The following is a 17,084-nucleotide window of genomic DNA, read 5'->3' as shown; positions in this document are numbered from 1 at the left end:
TATTACCATAAATATTCTTCAGAATATGCTTGGAGAATGAGGCTTAAGAAGGTATTTGAGCTTAAATATAATGTTTATGGATGCAGTATTGTCAATGACATGATAGTTAGAGAAAATTTGAGAATGTATAATAGAAATTAAGTACTATGATTTCTATGAATAGACAATAAAAAATCCTAAATTTATATATTGAATTCAGGATTTTTTGTTACGTTCAACGGTTATGGCATTGTAGTTTTACCGACGTGTCCATATGAAACGATAGACTCATCTTGATGTTTTGAGTGCGTTTTTATTTTTCTTGTTTACCAGTATAAGAAATTATCTGAGTTTAATGTCAACTATTCTTATTACCTTCTATTAACTCTTTCAAGCTAATACTAGGATTAGTATAGCGTTTTCTGTTTTGTGTTATATTCTTATAGTTAATAGCCTGCTTTGGGCACCATTGCACACATGCCATACATTGTTCACAATTGTGATTAAAACTAGGTTTTTTGTTTTTCATTACTATGTTCGAAACAGGGCAGACTGCCTCACAGGTTCCACAACCTATACAAGCATCGGAAACATTAAAACCTTTGTCTTTTCTGGCGTATATTAATTTTTGTCCAATAGCAGTTGATATATTAAGAGGCTCGTTCACTTTACCTATTGGCTGCTGTGTTTTAGCAGCTATCTTTTGTGCTAATGCAGGTATATTATCGGTAGCAATTTGATATTTCTCTTGGGCTCTCTCGTTCAAGTCATACATGGCAACATAATTTCCAACCATAATAATTTTCTCTGCAAAATTAAGTGTCACACCTTTTTTTGCTAAAATTTTGGCGGGAACAGTTAACGCAACACCACTAATATTGCCACATCCAGTCACAGCAAAAAAATATGCGTCTTTACTTTTTTCAAGCGACATTTCGCTTATAAATTGTTTTACTCTTCGCGGCAAATTTAAGGCGTATGTCGGATAGACAAAACCGATATAATCATACACTTCATTGCTGTCATGTTTCCCTTTACTCATTGATACCAGAGTGCAATCTGGCAATGCCTCAGCTATCTTTTTTGCTAACTGTAAGTTGTTCCCTGTTCCTGTAAAATAATAAATAACACTTTTCACTTTCAATTACCTCCTTATTTGTTACAATCAATATCAACTATATAACTATTTTATATAGTTATAGCTAAAAATCACAACTGCCAGCCTAGCAGGCAGTTGTAACGAGCATTAAAAAATCAGTCATTATTATAGTGACTTAGAAATATCCGCCAGAGTTGTTTTTTTGAGAGATTCCTTCATGGCGATTTCAGCATCCTGCATACAATTTTTTATGAGCAACTTTAAATTATCAATTCTTGGATCTTCAATTAGAAAATCAATGTCCATCTTAAATAAAGAGCCGTGTTCAACTGCTAAAAATATGTCTAATAGAGTTATTTCTGCAATTGGTTTTCCTAAAATAACTCCGCCTTTAGCTCCTTCTTTTGTCGTTGTGAGTCCAGCGGCATTAAGACTTCTCAATATTCTAACCACTGTTGGAGCGGGTATTTTAAGAAATTCGGCAATAGTCTTTGCCGATACAAACTCAAATCCATATTCCTCCATTTTTTGATTAATTAAAAGACTAATGGAAATCGCTCTTGAAAATTCTGTTGAATATGCCACAATTCTTCCCTCCTTTTGCATTAACTAAATCAACTATACATTTATTTGATATAGTTGTCAAGAGAAAATAAATATTGTAACCTTGAAAGCTAAAATCAATCCAATATTGATAGGCAAGGTAATTTAATTATGGAATTAGCATGTAAAGGTAGAATTACACATAATGAATTAGAAACATTATATCATAGTAAAGGTGTAGGCACATTTGTAACGAAAGAAATTGTTAAAATTGGATTTAAGGGATTAGGGTTAAATAGAATTATTCTTACTGCTTCTGAAAAGAATATAGGTGAAATCAAGGCATATAAAAAAGCAGTTAGGAAAAACATATTTTTGTGAATAGTAATTTAAATAAATTATAGTAACTTGATTTATATTAAAGAAAGAGTTATACTTAATGGTACTTTATAGTACTCAATAGTACTAATGAGTTTTAAGGCGAGGTGATTAATATGGATGAAAAACAAAAATTGATTATGGATGTAGCACAAGAACATTTTAATAGGAAAGGACTTCAATCTACCTCAATAGATGAGATTGTAAAAGTATGCAAGATATCAAAAGCAACTTTTTATAAATACTTTTCAACAAAAGAGGATTTAGCAAATGAAATTCTTTCATATTCTAGTAAAAAGTTTTTAAGTAGTGCAAAAGCTATTGATAATAATCTTGAAATTAATGATAAAGAAAGATTAAAAAAGAAGATAATTCTTATATGGGAATATATACTTTATGATAGACGTCTTAACATAGAAATAATAGAAAATTTTTCAGAAGATGAATCTAAGTCAATAAGCAAATTAAAAAATATAATAAAAAATACAATATTAGATGAGTATAGCAAGAGTTTAATTATTGTATATGGAGAAGAAATAAAATCCATTGTGTGGGAACTAATATTTTTAATAGATAGTTTAGTACATGAGTTTGTTTTAATCATGCGCATAAAAAATGAAAAGTTTGAACCAGATTTTGTTGGAGATTATATTATACGAATGATAGATATAACAATTGAAAATCTAAAAGGTATAAAGCCTATGATTGATAAATCTGTTATTTATTATTTAGAGGATAATGTAGATGATAATTTGTACTCATCTGAAAAAGCACTTTTTCTTGAAACAATAAAAAAATTAAAAGAACTTATACAAAAAGATGCTGCTCTTGTTAGACAAAACAAGCTGATAGAAGCAACGAATAAGTTAGAGGAAGAAGCTAAAGCGGGATTATACGATTCTTTGATGATGGATGCATTGCTTTCATTTTTAGAGAAGGAAAAAGTATTAAAAGCAGAAGTTTCTATACTGAATAACTTAAAAAATAAACTAGGGGATGATATTGAATGAATAAAATAGATAATATAGGCAAGAGAGAAAGAAGTATAATTGTAGCTATTGTAATAGTAGGATCGTTCTTAACTTCACTTAATCAGACTGTATTAACTTCTGCACTGCCAACTATGATGAAAGATTTTAATGTTGATGCCAATATTGCACAGTGGCTAACTACAGTTTATTTACTAGTTTTAGGGATAGTTATTCCAACTACTGCATTTTTAGTAAATAAAATTACTACAAGAAAATTATATATTTCAGCAATGGTGCTTTTTTTAATAGGATGTATTGTTTCTATATGCGCTCAAAATATTAGTGTTATGATAATTTCACGTATTATTCAAGCAATAGGAGCTGGAATTTTGGTACAATTGGTACAAGTTGTTATGATAAATGTATATCCCAAAGAAAGCAGAGGAGCAGCTATGGGGATATATATGCTTACTTTGGGATTTGGTACAGCAATTGGACCTACATTTTCTGGATTTGTAATAGATTTTTTTGGATGGAGAAGTTTGTTTTATATGATTTCTACTATTTCTATTTTGGATATTGCAGTAGCAATGTTCTTATTAAGAAATGTTGGAGAAATAAGGAAAGATAGCAAGCTAGATTTTATATCTGTTATTTTATCTACTTTAGGATTTGGAGGAATACTAACTGGTGTAAGTAATCAAGGAAGCTATGGATGGGAAAACCCTATTACTTATATTCCATTAGTAGTTGGAACAGTATCTATTATTGTTTTTGTTTTAAGACAAGTTAAGATAGAAAATCCTTTATTAGAATTGAAAGTATTTAAAAGCAGAGATTTTGCAGTTAGTACTATACTAATTTGTATTGCTTATGCAGGTATGATGTCAGCTACAATTTTACTTTCTATTTATGTTCAATCTTTTCGTGGATATTCTGCAGTTATTTCTGGACTTGTAATGCTTCCAGGTTCTTTTTTATTTGCTATATTAAGTCCTGTGACTGGAAAAATTCTAGATAAATATGGTCCGCGTGCTATATGTATATTAGGTATGTTTTTGCTTTGTATAGGAACATTTGCTTTTTCATATTTAGGTGAAAATACATCATTAATTTATGCTACAATTATGTTTTGTTTGAGAATGATAGGCTTGGTTTGTATTTTATCTCCACTTACAACATGGGGGATTAATTCACTTGGGAAAGAATATATTGCACATGGCACTGCAATTAGTAATACATTGCGTCAGGTATCAGGAGCTATTGGTTCTGCTATATTTATTACTCTTATGGCAAATGCAGCTAAGATAAGTAACGCAACCTCACCTATAGCTTCGAGTATTCATGGAATGGATGTATCTTTCAAAATATCTGCAATTTTAATGGCAGTTGCACTTATAGGAATAATTTTATATGTAAAAGATGATAGTAAAAAAGAAAATAGTATTAAATCAGAATATGAAGAATCTATATAAAATTTTCTTAAATAGATGATAATAATTTATAAAAAAGTAAGGTGTCTAAAAGTAAACTTGAGATCACCTTACTTTTTTAGTACACAATTTTCTTACATTGAGTAGTATAGATGGACAATCCTACCTATAATTTTTTTAGGCTATATTTCAGCATAATATTAAACATAGCCAAATAAATAAACTGAGACTCATAGTTAAATGAAGTAAAAACCACGCAATTGAACGTGGTTTTTTTATTATACAATAGTAGTTAAGCTATTGTTTTTAATTGTGAAGAAGCAGTATATGCTTGAAGGATACCTCCAATAAATAATCCAACAGAAAAGCCACACAATAATGAATATAAAGTACTAAAGTAAAGTGTGCTATATAATGATGGATTAATGCTTAGAGCAACACCTAATAAATATTTCACGAAGAAATTAACAATGACAAAAATTAATGGCAAATAAGTGCCTGTCTTATATAGTGAATTATCTTTTATATATAGCTTTCTGTATCGCGAATATAGAAAATAAGATATTAATAAACCAAAACACATAAAGATGATATAAAAAATCATAGCAATATTTAAATAACTAAAACCTGTAAATAATTTTTCTAAGCCCCAAACCATAAAAATCAATGGCACAATAAACATTTTAGGGAAAGATACTTCACCATCTTTTGCTGAATTAAGTCCTCGTTTTAATAGAAAAATAAGTAAAATCCAAACATAAAAAGGGGTTCCGCTTATGACTTCTGCAATAATATTAATAACATTCATATAAATACCTTCTTTCAATTCATATCATGGAGTAAGATTACAACAAAAGATAGATAGGGGCAATACGAATTGGCATAAGAGGTATATTTATATACATAAGAGGTATAAAAGATAATATGAAATATAACTAAGCAGAGAAAAAATCAACAACAGTTTTTAAATTACTGCTGTTGATTTTTTCTATTTCTATCTAAGATTTCATTCATTTTCTTAACTTCGAGTTTATCATGTTGATAGTTAATAATTCTTACCAAAATATAAATTACTACAATTTGTATGGAGGTTAAGAATATTGTGTTAATGGACATATTCCAACTAAAAACGTAATTTGAACCTATAACCATTGCCCAAGCTATGAGTATAAATAATAAGGAGTTAAATATTGAATCTCTAGGAATAATATATTTATTAATGAGTACTTTTATTAATGTCAAAATTAAAGATAAACCTAAAAGGTCATGTAATATTTGATTATTTAAATTTTGTCCGCTTATAAGTTGGAATAATACAATTACAGTAAAAACTATGGAGGTTAATTTTAATATTTTTTTAAAATATTCAAAGGTCATTCAGTATCCCTCATTCCTAATTTGCTTTTTAAGTTTGAAACATATCTTCTTGAAATAATAACTTTCTCTTTGTTTGTCAAAAGTGCTTCTAAATTCCCACTTAGTTTAGGATAAAAAGAGTAAATTTTATTGATATTCAGAAGCATAGACTTGGATATTCTTAGGAAGTTATTGCTAGATAATTGTTCTTCAAGTATATATAATTTTTCGGAAATTTCGTAGGTTTCTGCTTTTGTATATATAAACACTTTTCTATCTATGGATTCTATATAAAAAACTTCATCTATATTTACTTTATAATGCTTATCTTCTTTTTTTACAAGCAAGTATTTAATAGCTTTTTTTGAAGAGGTAAGTAATTCTATAGCTTCATTAATTTTTTGATTAACATTGTGAATATTAAAATTAACTTCTTCTTCTAATTCAGAAGGGATAATATTTATATTAACTTTCATTTTTGTACTCCTATAATTAGAAAATTATTCTCTTTATTTATATATTGTAAAGTGTTAATTTTTAAATGTCTATAAATTTAATACTTTTAATTTTTATTCTTATATATAATTAAAGAGTAAATTTATTATCAGCAAGTATAATAAAAACTGCAGAAATATATAAGTTCTCTGCAGTTTCTTTGTTTATATGAAAAATAATATTAATTTCATTTAGCTTTCTTTCTATTGAATAGTATTAATAAGGTTAAAGTAGTGACAATTAAGCTTATTACTGCTGCAGCTATGTATACAATTTTCATACCATATATGAAAATATCATTTTTTCTTGGTACAAAATCTGTAACACGATAGCCTATTCTATAACTCATCATACTATATAAAAGTGTTGTAGCCATAGCTATTCCGAATACTAGTCCTAAGTTTTTTACAAGTGCATTTACACTTCCTGAACAGTTATTATAAAAGATATAATCAAAATTAAAAATGCTATTTAATTATTGGAATACATTTTAAGCAATTGTCTATTTCACATTGAATTTCCCACAACTTAGAGTCTAGTATTATTCTTTGTACCTCCTCAGATGTCATATGATGTATGCCGATAAATAAAGTACCATCCTTATTAATAAGTCGATGTAATTCTTTTAAAAACTTATTTTTTTCTTGAACCATATGAAACATGTCTATAGCAATTATTATATCTGCAACATTGTCTTTTATTTCATTAATATTTTTTGCGAGGACTGTTTCTACATTTGTAAGTTGATATTTGTTAATTTTCTTTTTTACAGATTCTATTGCTAATTCATAAATGTCAACAGCGTAGACTTTGCCACTTTCACCCAGAATTTCTGATATTTTTTTAGTGTACCCACCTGAACCGCAACCATAGTCAATTACGATATCTCCATTTTTAATATTAAATTTATTGCACTCTTCGTTGATTGGAGCAATTCTATCTCGCTCTTCTAGCATAGAAATCATATGTTCGACTGTGAAATTATTATGATGCATAAAGTTAATCCTCCTTTATTTAATTAAAATTTTTATATTATAAATATTTGACAACATAAATTTAATTTATAGGCAATAAGCTTATAATTAATTTTTATTTAAACTTTTGAGCTTTCTGCCTCGGTCTTAGTATTTTTTATAGTAAGACTAAAGATAATCCCCACAATTGCTATAGCTACACAAAGTAAAAATGCTTCATTAGGATTTAATTTTTTCGAGTTTTAGATAGTGATTATCTTATTTTTTATAAATATATCAAAGATGTTTTATATCTGTAATAGAAGTGATAAGTCCTATTAGGACTTAATTAAAGTAATAATGACTAGTCTTTATTAACTTCAAAATTTTCTTCATTAGCGATTTCATATATTTTTTTATCTTGCAGATAACTTTCCATTAGGTTCTCAGCTTCAGTCATTACCTTATGAATCGCACATTTGCTTTCTCCAAATTCACATCTAAATAAAGCACAATTTCCTTCAACTGCATTTATGACATCCATAAAAGAAATTTCTTCTGCCTTTTTGCTAAAAAAATATCCGCCATTCGCTCCTGAAGTCGAATCAATTAGCCCAGCCTTTACTAATTGTGTTAATATTTTAGAAAGATATGTGACAGATACATTAAAGTGTTTTGCCAGCGTAATTACACTGATTTTTTCACCTTTAGCATGTTCAATCATATATACAATAGTATGTAGAGCATAATTTGTTGCTTTTGTATATTTCAAATAATCACCACCAAAAAGATATTAAAGAGTTTTTATGTCTTTAATAATATTATTAACTATGAATCTTGTCAATATTTAAATTCATTTATATATAATAGTTTACTTTTAATGGTTAGGAGATAAGAAAGTGTTTGCTATTTAATAATATTCTATTAGTTATGAGCTGTTAAACAAAAGCATTGACAGTAAAAATGCTGTATGATACCATCTAAAGTGATTGTTTTATAAAAAAGGAGACTTGAAGAGATGATTTTAGTTGTTCTTAACTAAACTATTAAAATTAAATAGTTTTAGATGCTTTAAAGTTCTAGTATGGAACTTAATTAAGTGTGCATTTTAAGAGCAATATCTTCTATTAAACTCTTTTATAAAAAATAAAGTAACTTTAGATACACATACATTATATATGCTTATTTTTGTTAAGCTAAAATATATGTTTTGTATTAAATTTAATTTAAATATGATAAAAGATTTTTAAATAAATTAACTCCCCATAGATGATATTGTTTGTCTATGGGGAGCTTTAATTTTGTATTAAGAAAGGTGGAAATTTTTAATGGGTTTAAGAAAAGTTACAGAAAGGGTTTATTATCTTATTAATGATAGAGAAACTGACAGACCAGTGCTTGGATATATTAAAGGAGATAAATATGCTTTAATGGTGGATGCAGGAAATTCAAAAAATCATCTTGAGAAATTTAATGATTCTATAGAAAAATTGAATTTAAGATTACCTGATTATGTTGCAATTACTCATTGGCATTGGGATCATACATATGGGATGCATTCAGTTACAGGAAAAACAATAGCATGTGAAATAACTAATCAACAGTTAAAGGTTATGTCTAAGTGGCAGTGGACAGATGAAGCTATGAAAAAGCGTCTTTCAATTGGAGAAGATATTGAATTTGCAGATACTAATATTCGTAAAGAATATGAAAATCTTCAAGATATAAATGTTGTACCTGCTGATATAGTATTTAAAAATAATTTAGAACTAGACTTAGGAGGATTAAAAGTCATTTTAAAAAATGTGGTTTCACCTCATTCTAATGACTCAGTAATAGTTTATATACCTGAGGAAAAAGCAGTATTTATAGGAGATGCTTATGGGATGGATTATTATAATAATTGTGAGTATAACGCAGTTAAATTAAAGAGTCTTATAAATATGTTAGAGAGTTTAGAGTTTGATGTTTGTTTTCCAGGACATTCATCACCTATAAATAAAACTGAAATTATTGAGTATTTAAAATCACAACACAAGAAAATTTCCGTAGACAATGAATAATTATTGCTTAAAGATTAAGTATTTAAGAAATCATAATAATCTTTTGGATTAATGCCAATTCTGTAGTAACAAAAGATATTCCACTATATCATATTGCAGGGGGAAACCCTTGCAGAATTATAAGAAAAAAGTAATCATTTTTGGGATTAAATAGTGTGATATTTCAAAATATGCTATAATTCAGTAAATGGTTATAATTTGAAAATAAATATAAATGCAATAAAGAGGTGATACATGATTGATATATGATAGTGTATACATAAAAGAAATTCGTCTCAAGAAAGAAATTTATAAAGAAGATAGTTATATTAATAAGTTACCTGTAGTTAATAATTTAGAGAGTTTAGCTTTATCAAGTAATGTAAGCTTTTTTGTTGGGGAAAATGGCAGTGGAAAATCAACATTATTAGAAGCTATTGCAGTTAACAGTGGATTTAATGCAGAAGGAGGAACTAGAAATTTTTGCTTTTCATCAAGAGAAACGCATTCTGATTTATATAAGTACATTACAGTAGTGAAAAGTGTGAAGCGACCTAATGATGGATTTTTCCTAAGAGCAGAAAGTTTTTATAATGTGGCTACGGAAATAGAAAGGCTTGATGTAGGAAGTTCTAGAGGAAATCCTGTCATAAACAGTTATGGGGGGACATCATTACATAAGATGTCCCATGGTGAAAGTTTTATTACACTCATGACTAATCGTTTTAGTGGAAATGGGTTATATATTTTAGATGAACCAGAAGCGGCATTATCACCATTAAAACAAATGGCTATGCTTAGTATAATTAATGAACTTGTAAAGAAAAAATCCCAGTTTATTATTGCAACTCATTCACCTATATTAATGGCATACCCAGATGCAGATATATTTGTGATAGATGATGATGGAATTAGAAAAACTCCTTATAAAAAGACAGATAATTATATGATAACAAGAAGATTTTTAGAGAATCCTGAAAAAATGATAGATTATTTGTTTGAATAGATTATTAAAGTTATTGTACAGTTGATTTTAAATAGCTTATTATTTCTCTTACAGATTCATCATACTTTAAAAAGCTATGACCTTTTAAATTTAAGGAAACATGCTTAATATTATTGTTGTTTTTGCTATTTTCAACTAGAGTATTGCACATATTTTTGCTTGGCCAGTATGAATCATTTTCAGATGAAATAAGCAGTATCTTGCCTTTATAAGAATCTATATTTATTACGGCATCTGGATTAAAATTCTTTTCTATGGAAGTTTCATAACATCTGCAAAAATTATTATTTTTTGCATTATTCATAGCCTCCTCATCAATATTAAATTTGATATAGGGTAATTCCTTATTTCTAAAGGACCACGAAGCTTTTGGCTGTGCTTTTAAGATACTGAAGAGATCTTCTGGCAAGCCTTGAAAAACATATGAACTAGGAACACAGGCGATAGTGATTGCTGATTTGATATAATTTGTTAACACTAAAGCAGCTTCTCCTCCTTTAGATTGACCTATAATAATTACTTCATTGTCAGGGATATTGTATTTTTCTTTAATAAAGTTTATGGAATTCGTAAAATACTCAATTGGAACCATTTCTAAAGACTTTGTAAGTTCTCCGACTCCATAATATGCTAAGAGTAAAATATTGAAATTCTGCTTTAAGTAATTGGATAAATCATTACTTATATTAGATGGAAGACCAGGTACGCTTCCACCCATAATAACTGCTAATGGTTTTCCTTTATTTTCGTAAAAATCTGCATAAATTTCTTTTGACCTGTATTGCTCCATTTTAAATACCTCCATAATTTGAATTATTTAGTTAAGAAGTTCTCTGTAATCTGATTCAAGAACGTTATCTATATATTTATTAATATTTTCAGCTGTGTAATCTATATTTAGAGCTTTGAGATGATAAGTGCATAAGGTGAAAATTATATCTTTTATGCTACAATCAAGTCTTTCGTCAAGCCAATTGGTTATTACACCAAATATGCTATGTGTAAGAAGAACTGAAGTTATCTCTATATTGTCTATACCGCACAAGTGTTTTGTGTTTAAATGCTCTAACAGCATTTTTAAATATACAGTTGTTCTGTCTAGGATTTCTGTACGTTTATTTTCAAATAATTCATTAATGCCCATGGATTTTACAAACAATATTTTGGCAAACTCTTTATTTTTTGCGTATATACAGATTGCATTTGTCATTGAGATTGTAAATTGTTGGATTACATTATCTTTTAAAGCATTTGAACTTTCTGAAGCAGCATTCATACTCATATTTGAAATTTCATCAAAGATTTGTAGCAATATTTCTTCCTTGTTATTAAAGTAAGAATAAAACGAACCTACAGAAATAAAAGCTTCATTAGTGATATCCTTTATAGAAGTTTCTATATAGCCCTTTTTGGAAAAAACATCAGCAGCTGCTTTTAAAATTACTTTTCGTTTTAATTCTTTTTTATCTTCTGTTTTTCTTGTAAGAATATTATCCATAAAAATTCACTCCTTAATAAAATGAATTTGAATTCAAATTCATTTTTATTGTAAATCTAAAAATATAGGTTGTCAATAGAAAAACCAAGAGGTAGTTTCATTCTTTCAATTTGTTAAAGCTCCTGAGACGAGGAGAGATTGCTCAGATACTTATAAGTCTTATATTTATCGTAGCACAGGTTTGGTTGAATTTGAAACTTCCATATTATATCTATATATGGTGAACATTATAAATTTATGAACATACTTTAGATGTATAGAGTAATATTAAGTAAGTGACAGAGACAAAAATGTTTAATGCTAAACAATTACTTTTAATAGAGAATAATTTGAAAATAGATTTTGAGGGGAAGCCATTAAAGTTTGTTAATCATATATATCGAAACATCAATCGTTACTTTTTACCTATATCGGAATTTATTAACCAATTGGAAGGTGAGTTTAATAGCCCAAGAAGTAAAGAAAATATACTATTTAAAGAGAAATATTCAACATGTATAAATTATAAGATTAATAATTATAAGTTTATTGTAGTTAATAATGTATTATACTTATCATTATTTGATATATGCAGAATGTTAAATGCTAAATCTAGATGGGATTACAATAGTAGCTCCATATCACTTTATTGGGATAGGGATAAGCATGAGAGTTGTATGAGACCTCGTGGAAGAGTTGCTTTAATTCGATTTGAAGACGTAACTGCAGGTGATGAGTATTTAGATTCTGACAATTTAGAGAAATTTAGAGCAGTAGCAGATTATATGTTTTCAGCTGGTGCTCCATTTCATATAGCATGGATACCAAGGTTTATTGATCCTCCAAACGGCATTGATAATGATATATCTAAAGATTATAGTATGCCTAATGCCAACTTTCTTTTCACAATTGAGTACTTACTGAACAGAAATGGGATAATTGGCTTGCATGGCTATACTCATCAGTATGGTAATGAGGTAAGTGCAGAGGGTACTGAGTTTAATGAAGAACGGAATAATGATGAAGGGAGTGTAAGAAAAAGAGTTGAAGCAGCTATTAATATGGCAAAAAAATTAGAATTGTCTGTGAAGTTCTTTGAGAGTCCTCATTATGCAGCTACTGAATTTCAACAAAGTATATTTGAGCAGTATTTTGAGATAATTTATGAATGCTGCGTGGGTATTTGGGGAGAGCAAATAGTTATAAGTCCCCGGAATCATAGAACCTTATATATATCTACACCTTTAGATTATGTAGAAGGGAAAGGTGATACGGAAAACATGCTTGATAGAATAAATAATTTAGGTGAAGGCACATTAGCTAGCCTATTTTATCACCCATATATTGATTTTGAATATATAACACTTAAAAGTGATACTAATGGATATCCACTAAGTAATTATTCGGAAGATTCTCCACTTCATCGAATAGTAAAAGCTTTATATGATAGAAAGTGTAACTTTGCAAAAATCACAGACATAGGCTGCAATAATAAACTATATCATAAGTGAATGCTGAATTTACTAAAATTGGATAGTGAAATAGGAGAGAGGCAAGGGGCGCTTCGCCTCCACCATGAAACCCACGAAAATCATGATTTTGGTTTTCGTGGGTCTTTTTAATTAAAAAATAAATAATTATCTAATCTAATTCTGAAATAATAGTAATGATTATTAGAAGAAAGTAAATTTGGTTGTAAATAAAATTTTAACTTTATATAGTAAATTAAATAATTCTCTTTCCATGATTTGGATCATTTTCAAAATCTTTGTATGAATTTCTGATTTCATCTAATGTAAAAGGATATATTTTATTAACATTAATTATAAGCTTCTTATCTGCATATAAATTAATAATTGAATGTAATGCCTCTGGGCTGATGCAACCTCTTACATATCGTGCTTCGACGCCAAATTCAGCGACCTTCTTCTGGTCAGGCATTTTAGTAACAGAAAGCAGTTTGCCAGTATGATTCATTACTTTATAGCTTTTTTTCTGAGTTTCTCCGCCAATAGTATCTATTACACAATCTATATCATGAAGGACTTCTTCAAAATTTTCTGTTTTATAATCAATTATTTCATCAACACCAAGTTCTTAAGAAAATCCTTGTTGCTTCCATTAGCCGTTGTAATCACATAGGCATCTGCATTTTTTGCAAGTTGTATAGCCATACTGCCAACACCGCCTGATCCGCCATGTATAAAGACTCTTTGATCAGGCTTAACTTTGGTTTGAAGTAATAGATGGTATGTTTTCATTCACCTCAAATAAAACATCTTCAGAACCGTTCATGCATAAGTATTTTTTCATAATATAATGATTCCATTCTCTTTTAGCCTTATAAGGTATAGTCTGTTGATCACTGAAATTACAACTGATATAATTTAAAAGAAAAAGTGTGATAAAAAAAGATATATACTATCAAAAAGTATACGGTGAGGTAATTACATGAAAAACGAAAATAATGAAATAGATATAACACATTGCCCTATATCACCAGTTCAAAAAGTAATTAGTGGAAAGTGGAATATGGTAATAATATGCTACTTGAGCCAAGGAGTAATGTGATTTGAGGAGTTACAAAGAAAGCTGCCTAATATTACTCAAGCCTCATTAACAAAGCAATTAAGACTGCTAGAGAAACGTAAGATTATTCATCGAGAAGTTTATAAAGAAGTACCGTCGAAAGTAGAATATTCATTAACAGAGACAGGAAAGAAATTTTTACCGGTTCTAACTGCTTTAAAATCATGGGCATCGGAAGATAAAGAGTGCAAAAGGTATCACTTTTCAGTTTTGTAGTAAATAATCTTGATTAGTGAGCATAAATAAATCACCACTGCTATGTAAATTGAGTCCGCAAATCAATTTACATAGCAGTGGTGGCTTTTTATTATTTTTAGATTAATTTTTCCTTAATATATATATTGGTAATTATAAGGTACTTAGCTGTCCATAGGTCAGGCAAGTACCTTACTTTTTTCATTCATTCGAATGCTTCATGTACACTACAATATTAATGCGCAGCTCCACCGTCGAGTATGATTGACATACCGGTAAGGTAAGCAGCATCGTCGCTTGCTAGGAATGCGACCAATCCGCCTGCATCTTTCTCAGGATCACCTAGTCTGCCCATTGGAAGCCTTTGAACAAGTTCTTTCAATTCATGCTCATGGTTATTTTTTAGAGCATCTGTCAAGATAGTTGGTAAAACACAGTTTACAGTGATGCCGTATTTTGCCCACTCATGTGCTGCTGTAAGAGATAAGCCTGTAATTGCCCCCTTTGTTGAATTATAAGGAGCCATATATGGCTTACCAGACAACGCCATAGGTGAGCCGAAATTAATTATTCGGCCCCAGTGCTGCTCCTTCATGCCTTGGAATACAGCTTGCATACCATAAAGAGTTCCCTTAAACCCAGTTTGATATGTATAATCCCATTCATCTTCTTCAATTTCCTCTATAGGAGTCTCTGGTGGAGACAAAGTATGTTTTTTAGGGCTTCCCCAAGATTGAGCAACATTAACCAATATATCCACAGGACCAAATGCTTTTACCGCTTGTTCAACCATAGCATTGACCTGATCTTTGATTCCTACGTCAACTGTTACACCGATTGCAGATTTACCTATGTCGTGTATTTCCTGTACAACCTCATCAACAGTTTTCTGACTACGTGAAGCAACTACTACATGGGCATCTTCTTTTGCAAGACGTAGTGCGACACCTCTGCCTATGCCTCTGCCAGCTCCTGTAACAATAACAACTTTTCCATTAAGTTTTTCCATAAATAAAGTACCTCCTTGAAAATTTTATAATAATAAAATGTATTGTTTCATTATTTATTTTTCTTCTAATACTTGTATTTCCATTCCCCATGGAGTTGTAAAATACACAAAACCAAAAGGACAATATTCTCTTATCTGAACACCTTGCTGACATTTTAAATAGTCAATAGTTACGTTCAAGTCACTTACGGTTAGTGCCAGATGTGATGAACCAACATCACTTGGTTTTAATACGACATCTTGTTGATCTGGTGCAGACCACTCGACTAATTCAATTTTTCTGCCACCATATTGCAAGAAGGCAGCTCCACGAACTACAGAGCGAGGATGAACACCAAAATATCGAGTTAATCTGTCATCTTCTTTAAATTCTAATGCTGGTGGCCTATTTAATAACTCAAAACCTAATACTTTAACAAAAAAATCCACAGCTTCTTCAATATCAGGAACTGCAAATCCTGAGTGCTCAATAGTACCATTGAATGGATTATTTATCATAAATATTTACCTCTCTTTCAATTTATATTTTCCTAATCTTAATGAAATATTTAAAAAATAACTTTATTAGATGTTCCAGAATCCACAATTCATAACAATAGATCTAATGAATGAATTAAGTAACAATTATTGATGAATAATTGTTGATTTATAAACATATGTTAATTATAATATAGGATGATTTAATCACAGATTCAATAGTTAAAAAATTGGATTTTGTTCAATACTCAACAAATATGTCGAGAATGTTTATTATAAATAAGGGAGTGATTGGTAATGCCAAAAGTGGATAGAAGAATACTAAAAACTAAGGTTGCAATTAATAATGCATTTATTGAACTGTTGTCAGAAAAAGATTTTGATAAGATAACGGTTAATGATATTTCTGATAGGGCTGATATTAACCGTGGAACCATTTATCTTCATTATGCGGATAAGTTTGATTTACTAGACCAATGTATTCAAAATCATTTAAATAAAATGCTGGACTTTTGTGAAACGGTAAATAATGATCAAGAGACTTTTGATGTTATAAATTCTTTTTTGCCTGTATTTTTATACTTTCAAGAGAATTATTTATTTTATTCTTTAATGTTGGATAAGAGAGTTAATTCTTACTTTCGTAATCGTCTCCAAAGTGTTATAATTGAAGGAATTAAAATGTATATGAATACAAATGAAATTAATAGTGAGCTGGATAAAGAAGTACTCGTTCAATTTATGGCATCAGCATTTGTTGGCACAGTGGAGTGGTGGATAAAAAATAAAATGCCACAATCACCTCAGGTTATGGCCCAATATATGCTTATCCTATTTGTGAGGAATCAGTGTTAATCAACATAACCTTAAATTTTACCCTTAAAGAAATATCAAGATTAAAGGAAATAGGTTTCTGTAATAATAATAAATACTATGAAAAAGATGCAGTAGATATGATAAATTCCTTTAGAATTTGTAGTAAGAGTAAAAGCTCAACTTAGAAAATATCTTAAGGCCACTACACTTGCTAAAAATGATGAAATAGTAATTGATGATTTAGTTATAAACTCAAATACTCATCA

21 protein-coding genes and 3 pseudogenes are annotated in these 17,084 nt (G+C 29.2%); 10 read left to right on the top strand and 14 right to left on the bottom strand.

Going from position 1 to position 17,084, the window contains the following annotated elements; translation table 11 throughout:
* Nucleotides 1–337: 337 nt before the first annotated feature.
* Entirely contained in the window at nucleotides 338–1,117 is a 780-nt protein-coding gene (locus tag CLOBL_RS23440) for an EFR1 family ferrodoxin (protein ID WP_077861229.1), read from the bottom strand.
* A 126-nt stretch (nucleotides 1,118–1,243) separates the two neighbouring features.
* On the bottom strand, nucleotides 1,244–1,663 hold the full coding sequence (locus tag CLOBL_RS23435) for an Rrf2 family transcriptional regulator (protein ID WP_077861228.1): 420 nt from the start codon (nucleotides 1,661–1,663) through the stop codon (nucleotides 1,244–1,246).
* A gap of 129 nt (nucleotides 1,664–1,792) precedes the next feature.
* Between CLOBL_RS23435 and CLOBL_RS23430 the strand changes: the two genes are divergently transcribed.
* From CLOBL_RS23430 to CLOBL_RS23420, 3 genes are all read left to right on the top strand, one after another.
* Nucleotides 1,793–2,002, top strand: a complete 210-nt coding sequence (locus CLOBL_RS23430) for a hypothetical protein (RefSeq protein ID WP_077861227.1) — start codon at nucleotides 1,793–1,795, stop codon at nucleotides 2,000–2,002.
* A 113-nt stretch (nucleotides 2,003–2,115) separates the two neighbouring features.
* The gene (locus tag CLOBL_RS23425) at nucleotides 2,116–3,009 is read left to right on the top strand and encodes a TetR/AcrR family transcriptional regulator (RefSeq protein ID WP_077861226.1); all 894 of its coding nucleotides are present in this window, start codon (nucleotides 2,116–2,118) and stop codon (nucleotides 3,007–3,009) included.
* Nucleotides 3,006–4,445, top strand: coding sequence for an MDR family MFS transporter (locus CLOBL_RS23420; protein WP_077861225.1), 1,440 nt, complete (start codon nucleotides 3,006–3,008; stop codon nucleotides 4,443–4,445). The genes CLOBL_RS23425 and CLOBL_RS23420 overlap by 4 nt, the downstream gene beginning before the upstream one ends.
* Nucleotides 4,446–4,695: 250 nt before the next feature.
* On the opposite strand, the gene CLOBL_RS23415 is transcribed toward CLOBL_RS23420, so the two are convergent.
* The 6 genes and pseudogenes from CLOBL_RS23415 to CLOBL_RS23390 all read right to left on the bottom strand — a co-directional run bounded on the left by CLOBL_RS23415 (nucleotide 4,696) and on the right by CLOBL_RS23390 (nucleotide 7,979).
* Nucleotides 4,696–5,211, bottom strand: a complete 516-nt coding sequence (locus CLOBL_RS23415; protein WP_077861224.1) for a DUF6622 family protein — start codon at nucleotides 5,209–5,211, stop codon at nucleotides 4,696–4,698.
* Nucleotides 5,212–5,372: 161 nt separating this feature from the next.
* Complete coding sequence (locus CLOBL_RS23410) at nucleotides 5,373–5,780, bottom strand: hypothetical protein (protein ID WP_077861223.1); 408 nt, start codon at nucleotides 5,778–5,780, stop codon at nucleotides 5,373–5,375.
* Nucleotides 5,777–6,235 (bottom strand): LytTR family DNA-binding domain-containing protein, encoded by a 459-nt coding sequence (locus CLOBL_RS23405; protein ID WP_077861222.1) that lies wholly within the window; start codon nucleotides 6,233–6,235, stop codon nucleotides 5,777–5,779. The genes CLOBL_RS23410 and CLOBL_RS23405 overlap by 4 nt, the downstream gene beginning before the upstream one ends.
* A 206-nt stretch (nucleotides 6,236–6,441) precedes the next feature.
* Nucleotides 6,442–6,684, bottom strand: a pseudogene (locus CLOBL_RS23400) (MFS transporter); the annotation flags it as partial.
* Nucleotides 6,685–6,721: 37 nt separating this feature from the next.
* On the bottom strand, nucleotides 6,722–7,249 hold the full coding sequence (locus CLOBL_RS23395; RefSeq protein ID WP_077861221.1) for a class I SAM-dependent methyltransferase: 528 nt from the start codon (nucleotides 7,247–7,249) through the stop codon (nucleotides 6,722–6,724).
* A gap of 322 nt (nucleotides 7,250–7,571) precedes the next feature.
* A complete protein-coding gene (locus tag CLOBL_RS23390; RefSeq protein ID WP_009169644.1) occupies nucleotides 7,572–7,979 on the bottom strand; it encodes an Rrf2 family transcriptional regulator in 408 nt (135 codons plus the stop codon).
* Between the two features lie 556 nt (nucleotides 7,980–8,535).
* On the opposite strand from CLOBL_RS23390, the gene CLOBL_RS23385 reads away from it, so the two are divergent.
* From CLOBL_RS23385 to CLOBL_RS23380, 3 genes and pseudogenes are all read left to right on the top strand, one after another.
* Complete coding sequence (locus CLOBL_RS23385; protein ID WP_077861220.1) at nucleotides 8,536–9,270, top strand: MBL fold metallo-hydrolase; 735 nt, start codon at nucleotides 8,536–8,538, stop codon at nucleotides 9,268–9,270.
* Between the two features lie 47 nt (nucleotides 9,271–9,317).
* Nucleotides 9,318–9,401: pseudogene (locus CLOBL_RS29190) on the top strand (acetyltransferase); the annotation flags it as partial.
* Nucleotides 9,402–9,508: 107 nt separating this feature from the next.
* Nucleotides 9,509–10,255: an AAA family ATPase gene (locus tag CLOBL_RS23380; RefSeq protein WP_077861219.1), complete on the top strand. Its 747-nt coding sequence runs from the start codon at nucleotides 9,509–9,511 to the stop codon at nucleotides 10,253–10,255.
* A gap of 10 nt (nucleotides 10,256–10,265) precedes the next feature.
* On the opposite strand, the gene CLOBL_RS23375 is transcribed toward CLOBL_RS23380, so the two are convergent.
* Together CLOBL_RS23375 and CLOBL_RS23370 are read right to left on the bottom strand one after the other, a co-directional pair.
* The gene (locus CLOBL_RS23375) at nucleotides 10,266–11,045 is read right to left on the bottom strand and encodes an acyl-CoA thioester hydrolase/BAAT C-terminal domain-containing protein (RefSeq protein WP_077861218.1); all 780 of its coding nucleotides are present in this window, start codon (nucleotides 11,043–11,045) and stop codon (nucleotides 10,266–10,268) included.
* A gap of 27 nt (nucleotides 11,046–11,072) precedes the next feature.
* Nucleotides 11,073–11,753 (bottom strand): TetR/AcrR family transcriptional regulator, encoded by a 681-nt coding sequence (locus CLOBL_RS23370; RefSeq protein WP_077861217.1) that lies wholly within the window; start codon nucleotides 11,751–11,753, stop codon nucleotides 11,073–11,075.
* Nucleotides 11,754–12,043: 290 nt separating this feature from the next.
* Between CLOBL_RS23370 and CLOBL_RS23365 the strand changes: the two genes are divergently transcribed.
* Nucleotides 12,044–13,243 carry a DUF2334 domain-containing protein gene (locus tag CLOBL_RS23365; RefSeq protein ID WP_077861216.1) on the top strand — a complete coding sequence of 400 codons (1,200 nt, stop codon included), beginning with the start codon at nucleotides 12,044–12,046 and terminating at the stop codon, nucleotides 13,241–13,243.
* 214 nt (nucleotides 13,244–13,457) lie between these two features.
* Here CLOBL_RS23365 and CLOBL_RS23360 read toward each other — a convergent pair whose 3' ends face one another.
* Nucleotides 13,458–13,766 (bottom strand): zinc-binding dehydrogenase, encoded by a 309-nt coding sequence (locus CLOBL_RS23360; protein WP_242953904.1) that lies wholly within the window; start codon nucleotides 13,764–13,766, stop codon nucleotides 13,458–13,460.
* Between the two features lie 41 nt (nucleotides 13,767–13,807).
* Nucleotides 13,808–13,993, bottom strand: coding sequence for a hypothetical protein (locus tag CLOBL_RS23355; RefSeq protein WP_077861214.1), 186 nt, complete (start codon nucleotides 13,991–13,993; stop codon nucleotides 13,808–13,810).
* A gap of 322 nt (nucleotides 13,994–14,315) precedes the next feature.
* On the opposite strand from CLOBL_RS23355, the pseudogene CLOBL_RS29185 reads away from it, so the two are divergent.
* A pseudogene (locus CLOBL_RS29185) lies at nucleotides 14,316–14,537 on the top strand (winged helix-turn-helix transcriptional regulator); the annotation flags it as partial.
* A gap of 214 nt (nucleotides 14,538–14,751) precedes the next feature.
* Here the strand turns inward: CLOBL_RS29185 and CLOBL_RS23345 are convergent.
* Complete coding sequence (locus CLOBL_RS23345) at nucleotides 14,752–15,525, bottom strand: SDR family NAD(P)-dependent oxidoreductase (protein ID WP_077861213.1); 774 nt, start codon at nucleotides 15,523–15,525, stop codon at nucleotides 14,752–14,754.
* A 54-nt stretch (nucleotides 15,526–15,579) separates the two neighbouring features.
* Nucleotides 15,580–16,023, bottom strand: coding sequence for a VOC family protein (locus CLOBL_RS23340; RefSeq protein ID WP_077861212.1), 444 nt, complete (start codon nucleotides 16,021–16,023; stop codon nucleotides 15,580–15,582).
* Nucleotides 16,024–16,299: 276 nt separating this feature from the next.
* On the opposite strand from CLOBL_RS23340, the gene CLOBL_RS23335 reads away from it, so the two are divergent.
* Nucleotides 16,300–16,857, top strand: coding sequence for a TetR/AcrR family transcriptional regulator (locus CLOBL_RS23335; RefSeq protein WP_077861211.1), 558 nt, complete (start codon nucleotides 16,300–16,302; stop codon nucleotides 16,855–16,857).
* Nucleotides 16,851–17,003 carry a hypothetical protein gene (locus CLOBL_RS28215; protein ID WP_179117822.1) on the top strand — a complete coding sequence of 51 codons (153 nt, stop codon included), beginning with the start codon at nucleotides 16,851–16,853 and terminating at the stop codon, nucleotides 17,001–17,003. The genes CLOBL_RS23335 and CLOBL_RS28215 overlap by 7 nt, the downstream gene beginning before the upstream one ends.
* The last annotated feature ends 81 nt before the right edge of the window (nucleotides 17,004–17,084 follow it).

The organism is Clostridium sp. BL-8, from assembly GCF_002006495.1.
Taxonomy (GTDB): Bacteria; Bacillota; Clostridia; order Clostridiales; family Clostridiaceae; genus Clostridium.
The sequence above is the reverse complement of the archived record's forward strand: the minus strand, read 5'-3'. Positions and strand labels throughout refer to the sequence as shown.

Bases quoted from the DNA above. Each gene is read 5' to 3' on its own strand.
- CLOBL_RS23430 (WP_077861227.1), top strand. From the start codon at position 1,793: ATGGAATTAGCATGTAAAGGTAGAATTACACATAATGAATTAGAAACA.
- CLOBL_RS23425 (WP_077861226.1), top strand. From the start codon at position 2,116: ATGGATGAAAAACAAAAATTGATTATGGATGTAGCACAAGAACATTTT.
- CLOBL_RS23420 (WP_077861225.1), top strand. From the start codon at position 3,006: ATGAATAAAATAGATAATATAGGCAAGAGAGAAAGAAGTATAATTGTA.
- CLOBL_RS23415 (WP_077861224.1), bottom strand. From the start codon at position 5,211: ATGAATGTTATTAATATTATTGCAGAAGTCATAAGCGGAACCCCTTTT.
- CLOBL_RS23410 (WP_077861223.1), bottom strand. From the start codon at position 5,780: ATGACCTTTGAATATTTTAAAAAAATATTAAAATTAACCTCCATAGTT.
- CLOBL_RS23405 (WP_077861222.1), bottom strand. From the start codon at position 6,235: ATGAAAGTTAATATAAATATTATCCCTTCTGAATTAGAAGAAGAAGTT.
- CLOBL_RS23395 (WP_077861221.1), bottom strand. From the start codon at position 7,249: ATGCATCATAATAATTTCACAGTCGAACATATGATTTCTATGCTAGAA.
- CLOBL_RS23385 (WP_077861220.1), top strand. From the start codon at position 8,536: ATGGGTTTAAGAAAAGTTACAGAAAGGGTTTATTATCTTATTAATGAT.
- CLOBL_RS23375 (WP_077861218.1), bottom strand. From the start codon at position 11,045: ATGGAGCAATACAGGTCAAAAGAAATTTATGCAGATTTTTACGAAAAT.
- CLOBL_RS23370 (WP_077861217.1), bottom strand. From the start codon at position 11,753: ATGGATAATATTCTTACAAGAAAAACAGAAGATAAAAAAGAATTAAAA.
- CLOBL_RS23365 (WP_077861216.1), top strand. From the start codon at position 12,044: ATGTTTAATGCTAAACAATTACTTTTAATAGAGAATAATTTGAAAATA.
- CLOBL_RS23355 (WP_077861214.1), bottom strand. From the start codon at position 13,993: ATGAAAACATACCATCTATTACTTCAAACCAAAGTTAAGCCTGATCAA.
- CLOBL_RS23345 (WP_077861213.1), bottom strand. From the start codon at position 15,525: ATGGAAAAACTTAATGGAAAAGTTGTTATTGTTACAGGAGCTGGCAGA.
- CLOBL_RS23340 (WP_077861212.1), bottom strand. From the start codon at position 16,023: ATGATAAATAATCCATTCAATGGTACTATTGAGCACTCAGGATTTGCA.
- CLOBL_RS23335 (WP_077861211.1), top strand. From the start codon at position 16,300: ATGCCAAAAGTGGATAGAAGAATACTAAAAACTAAGGTTGCAATTAAT.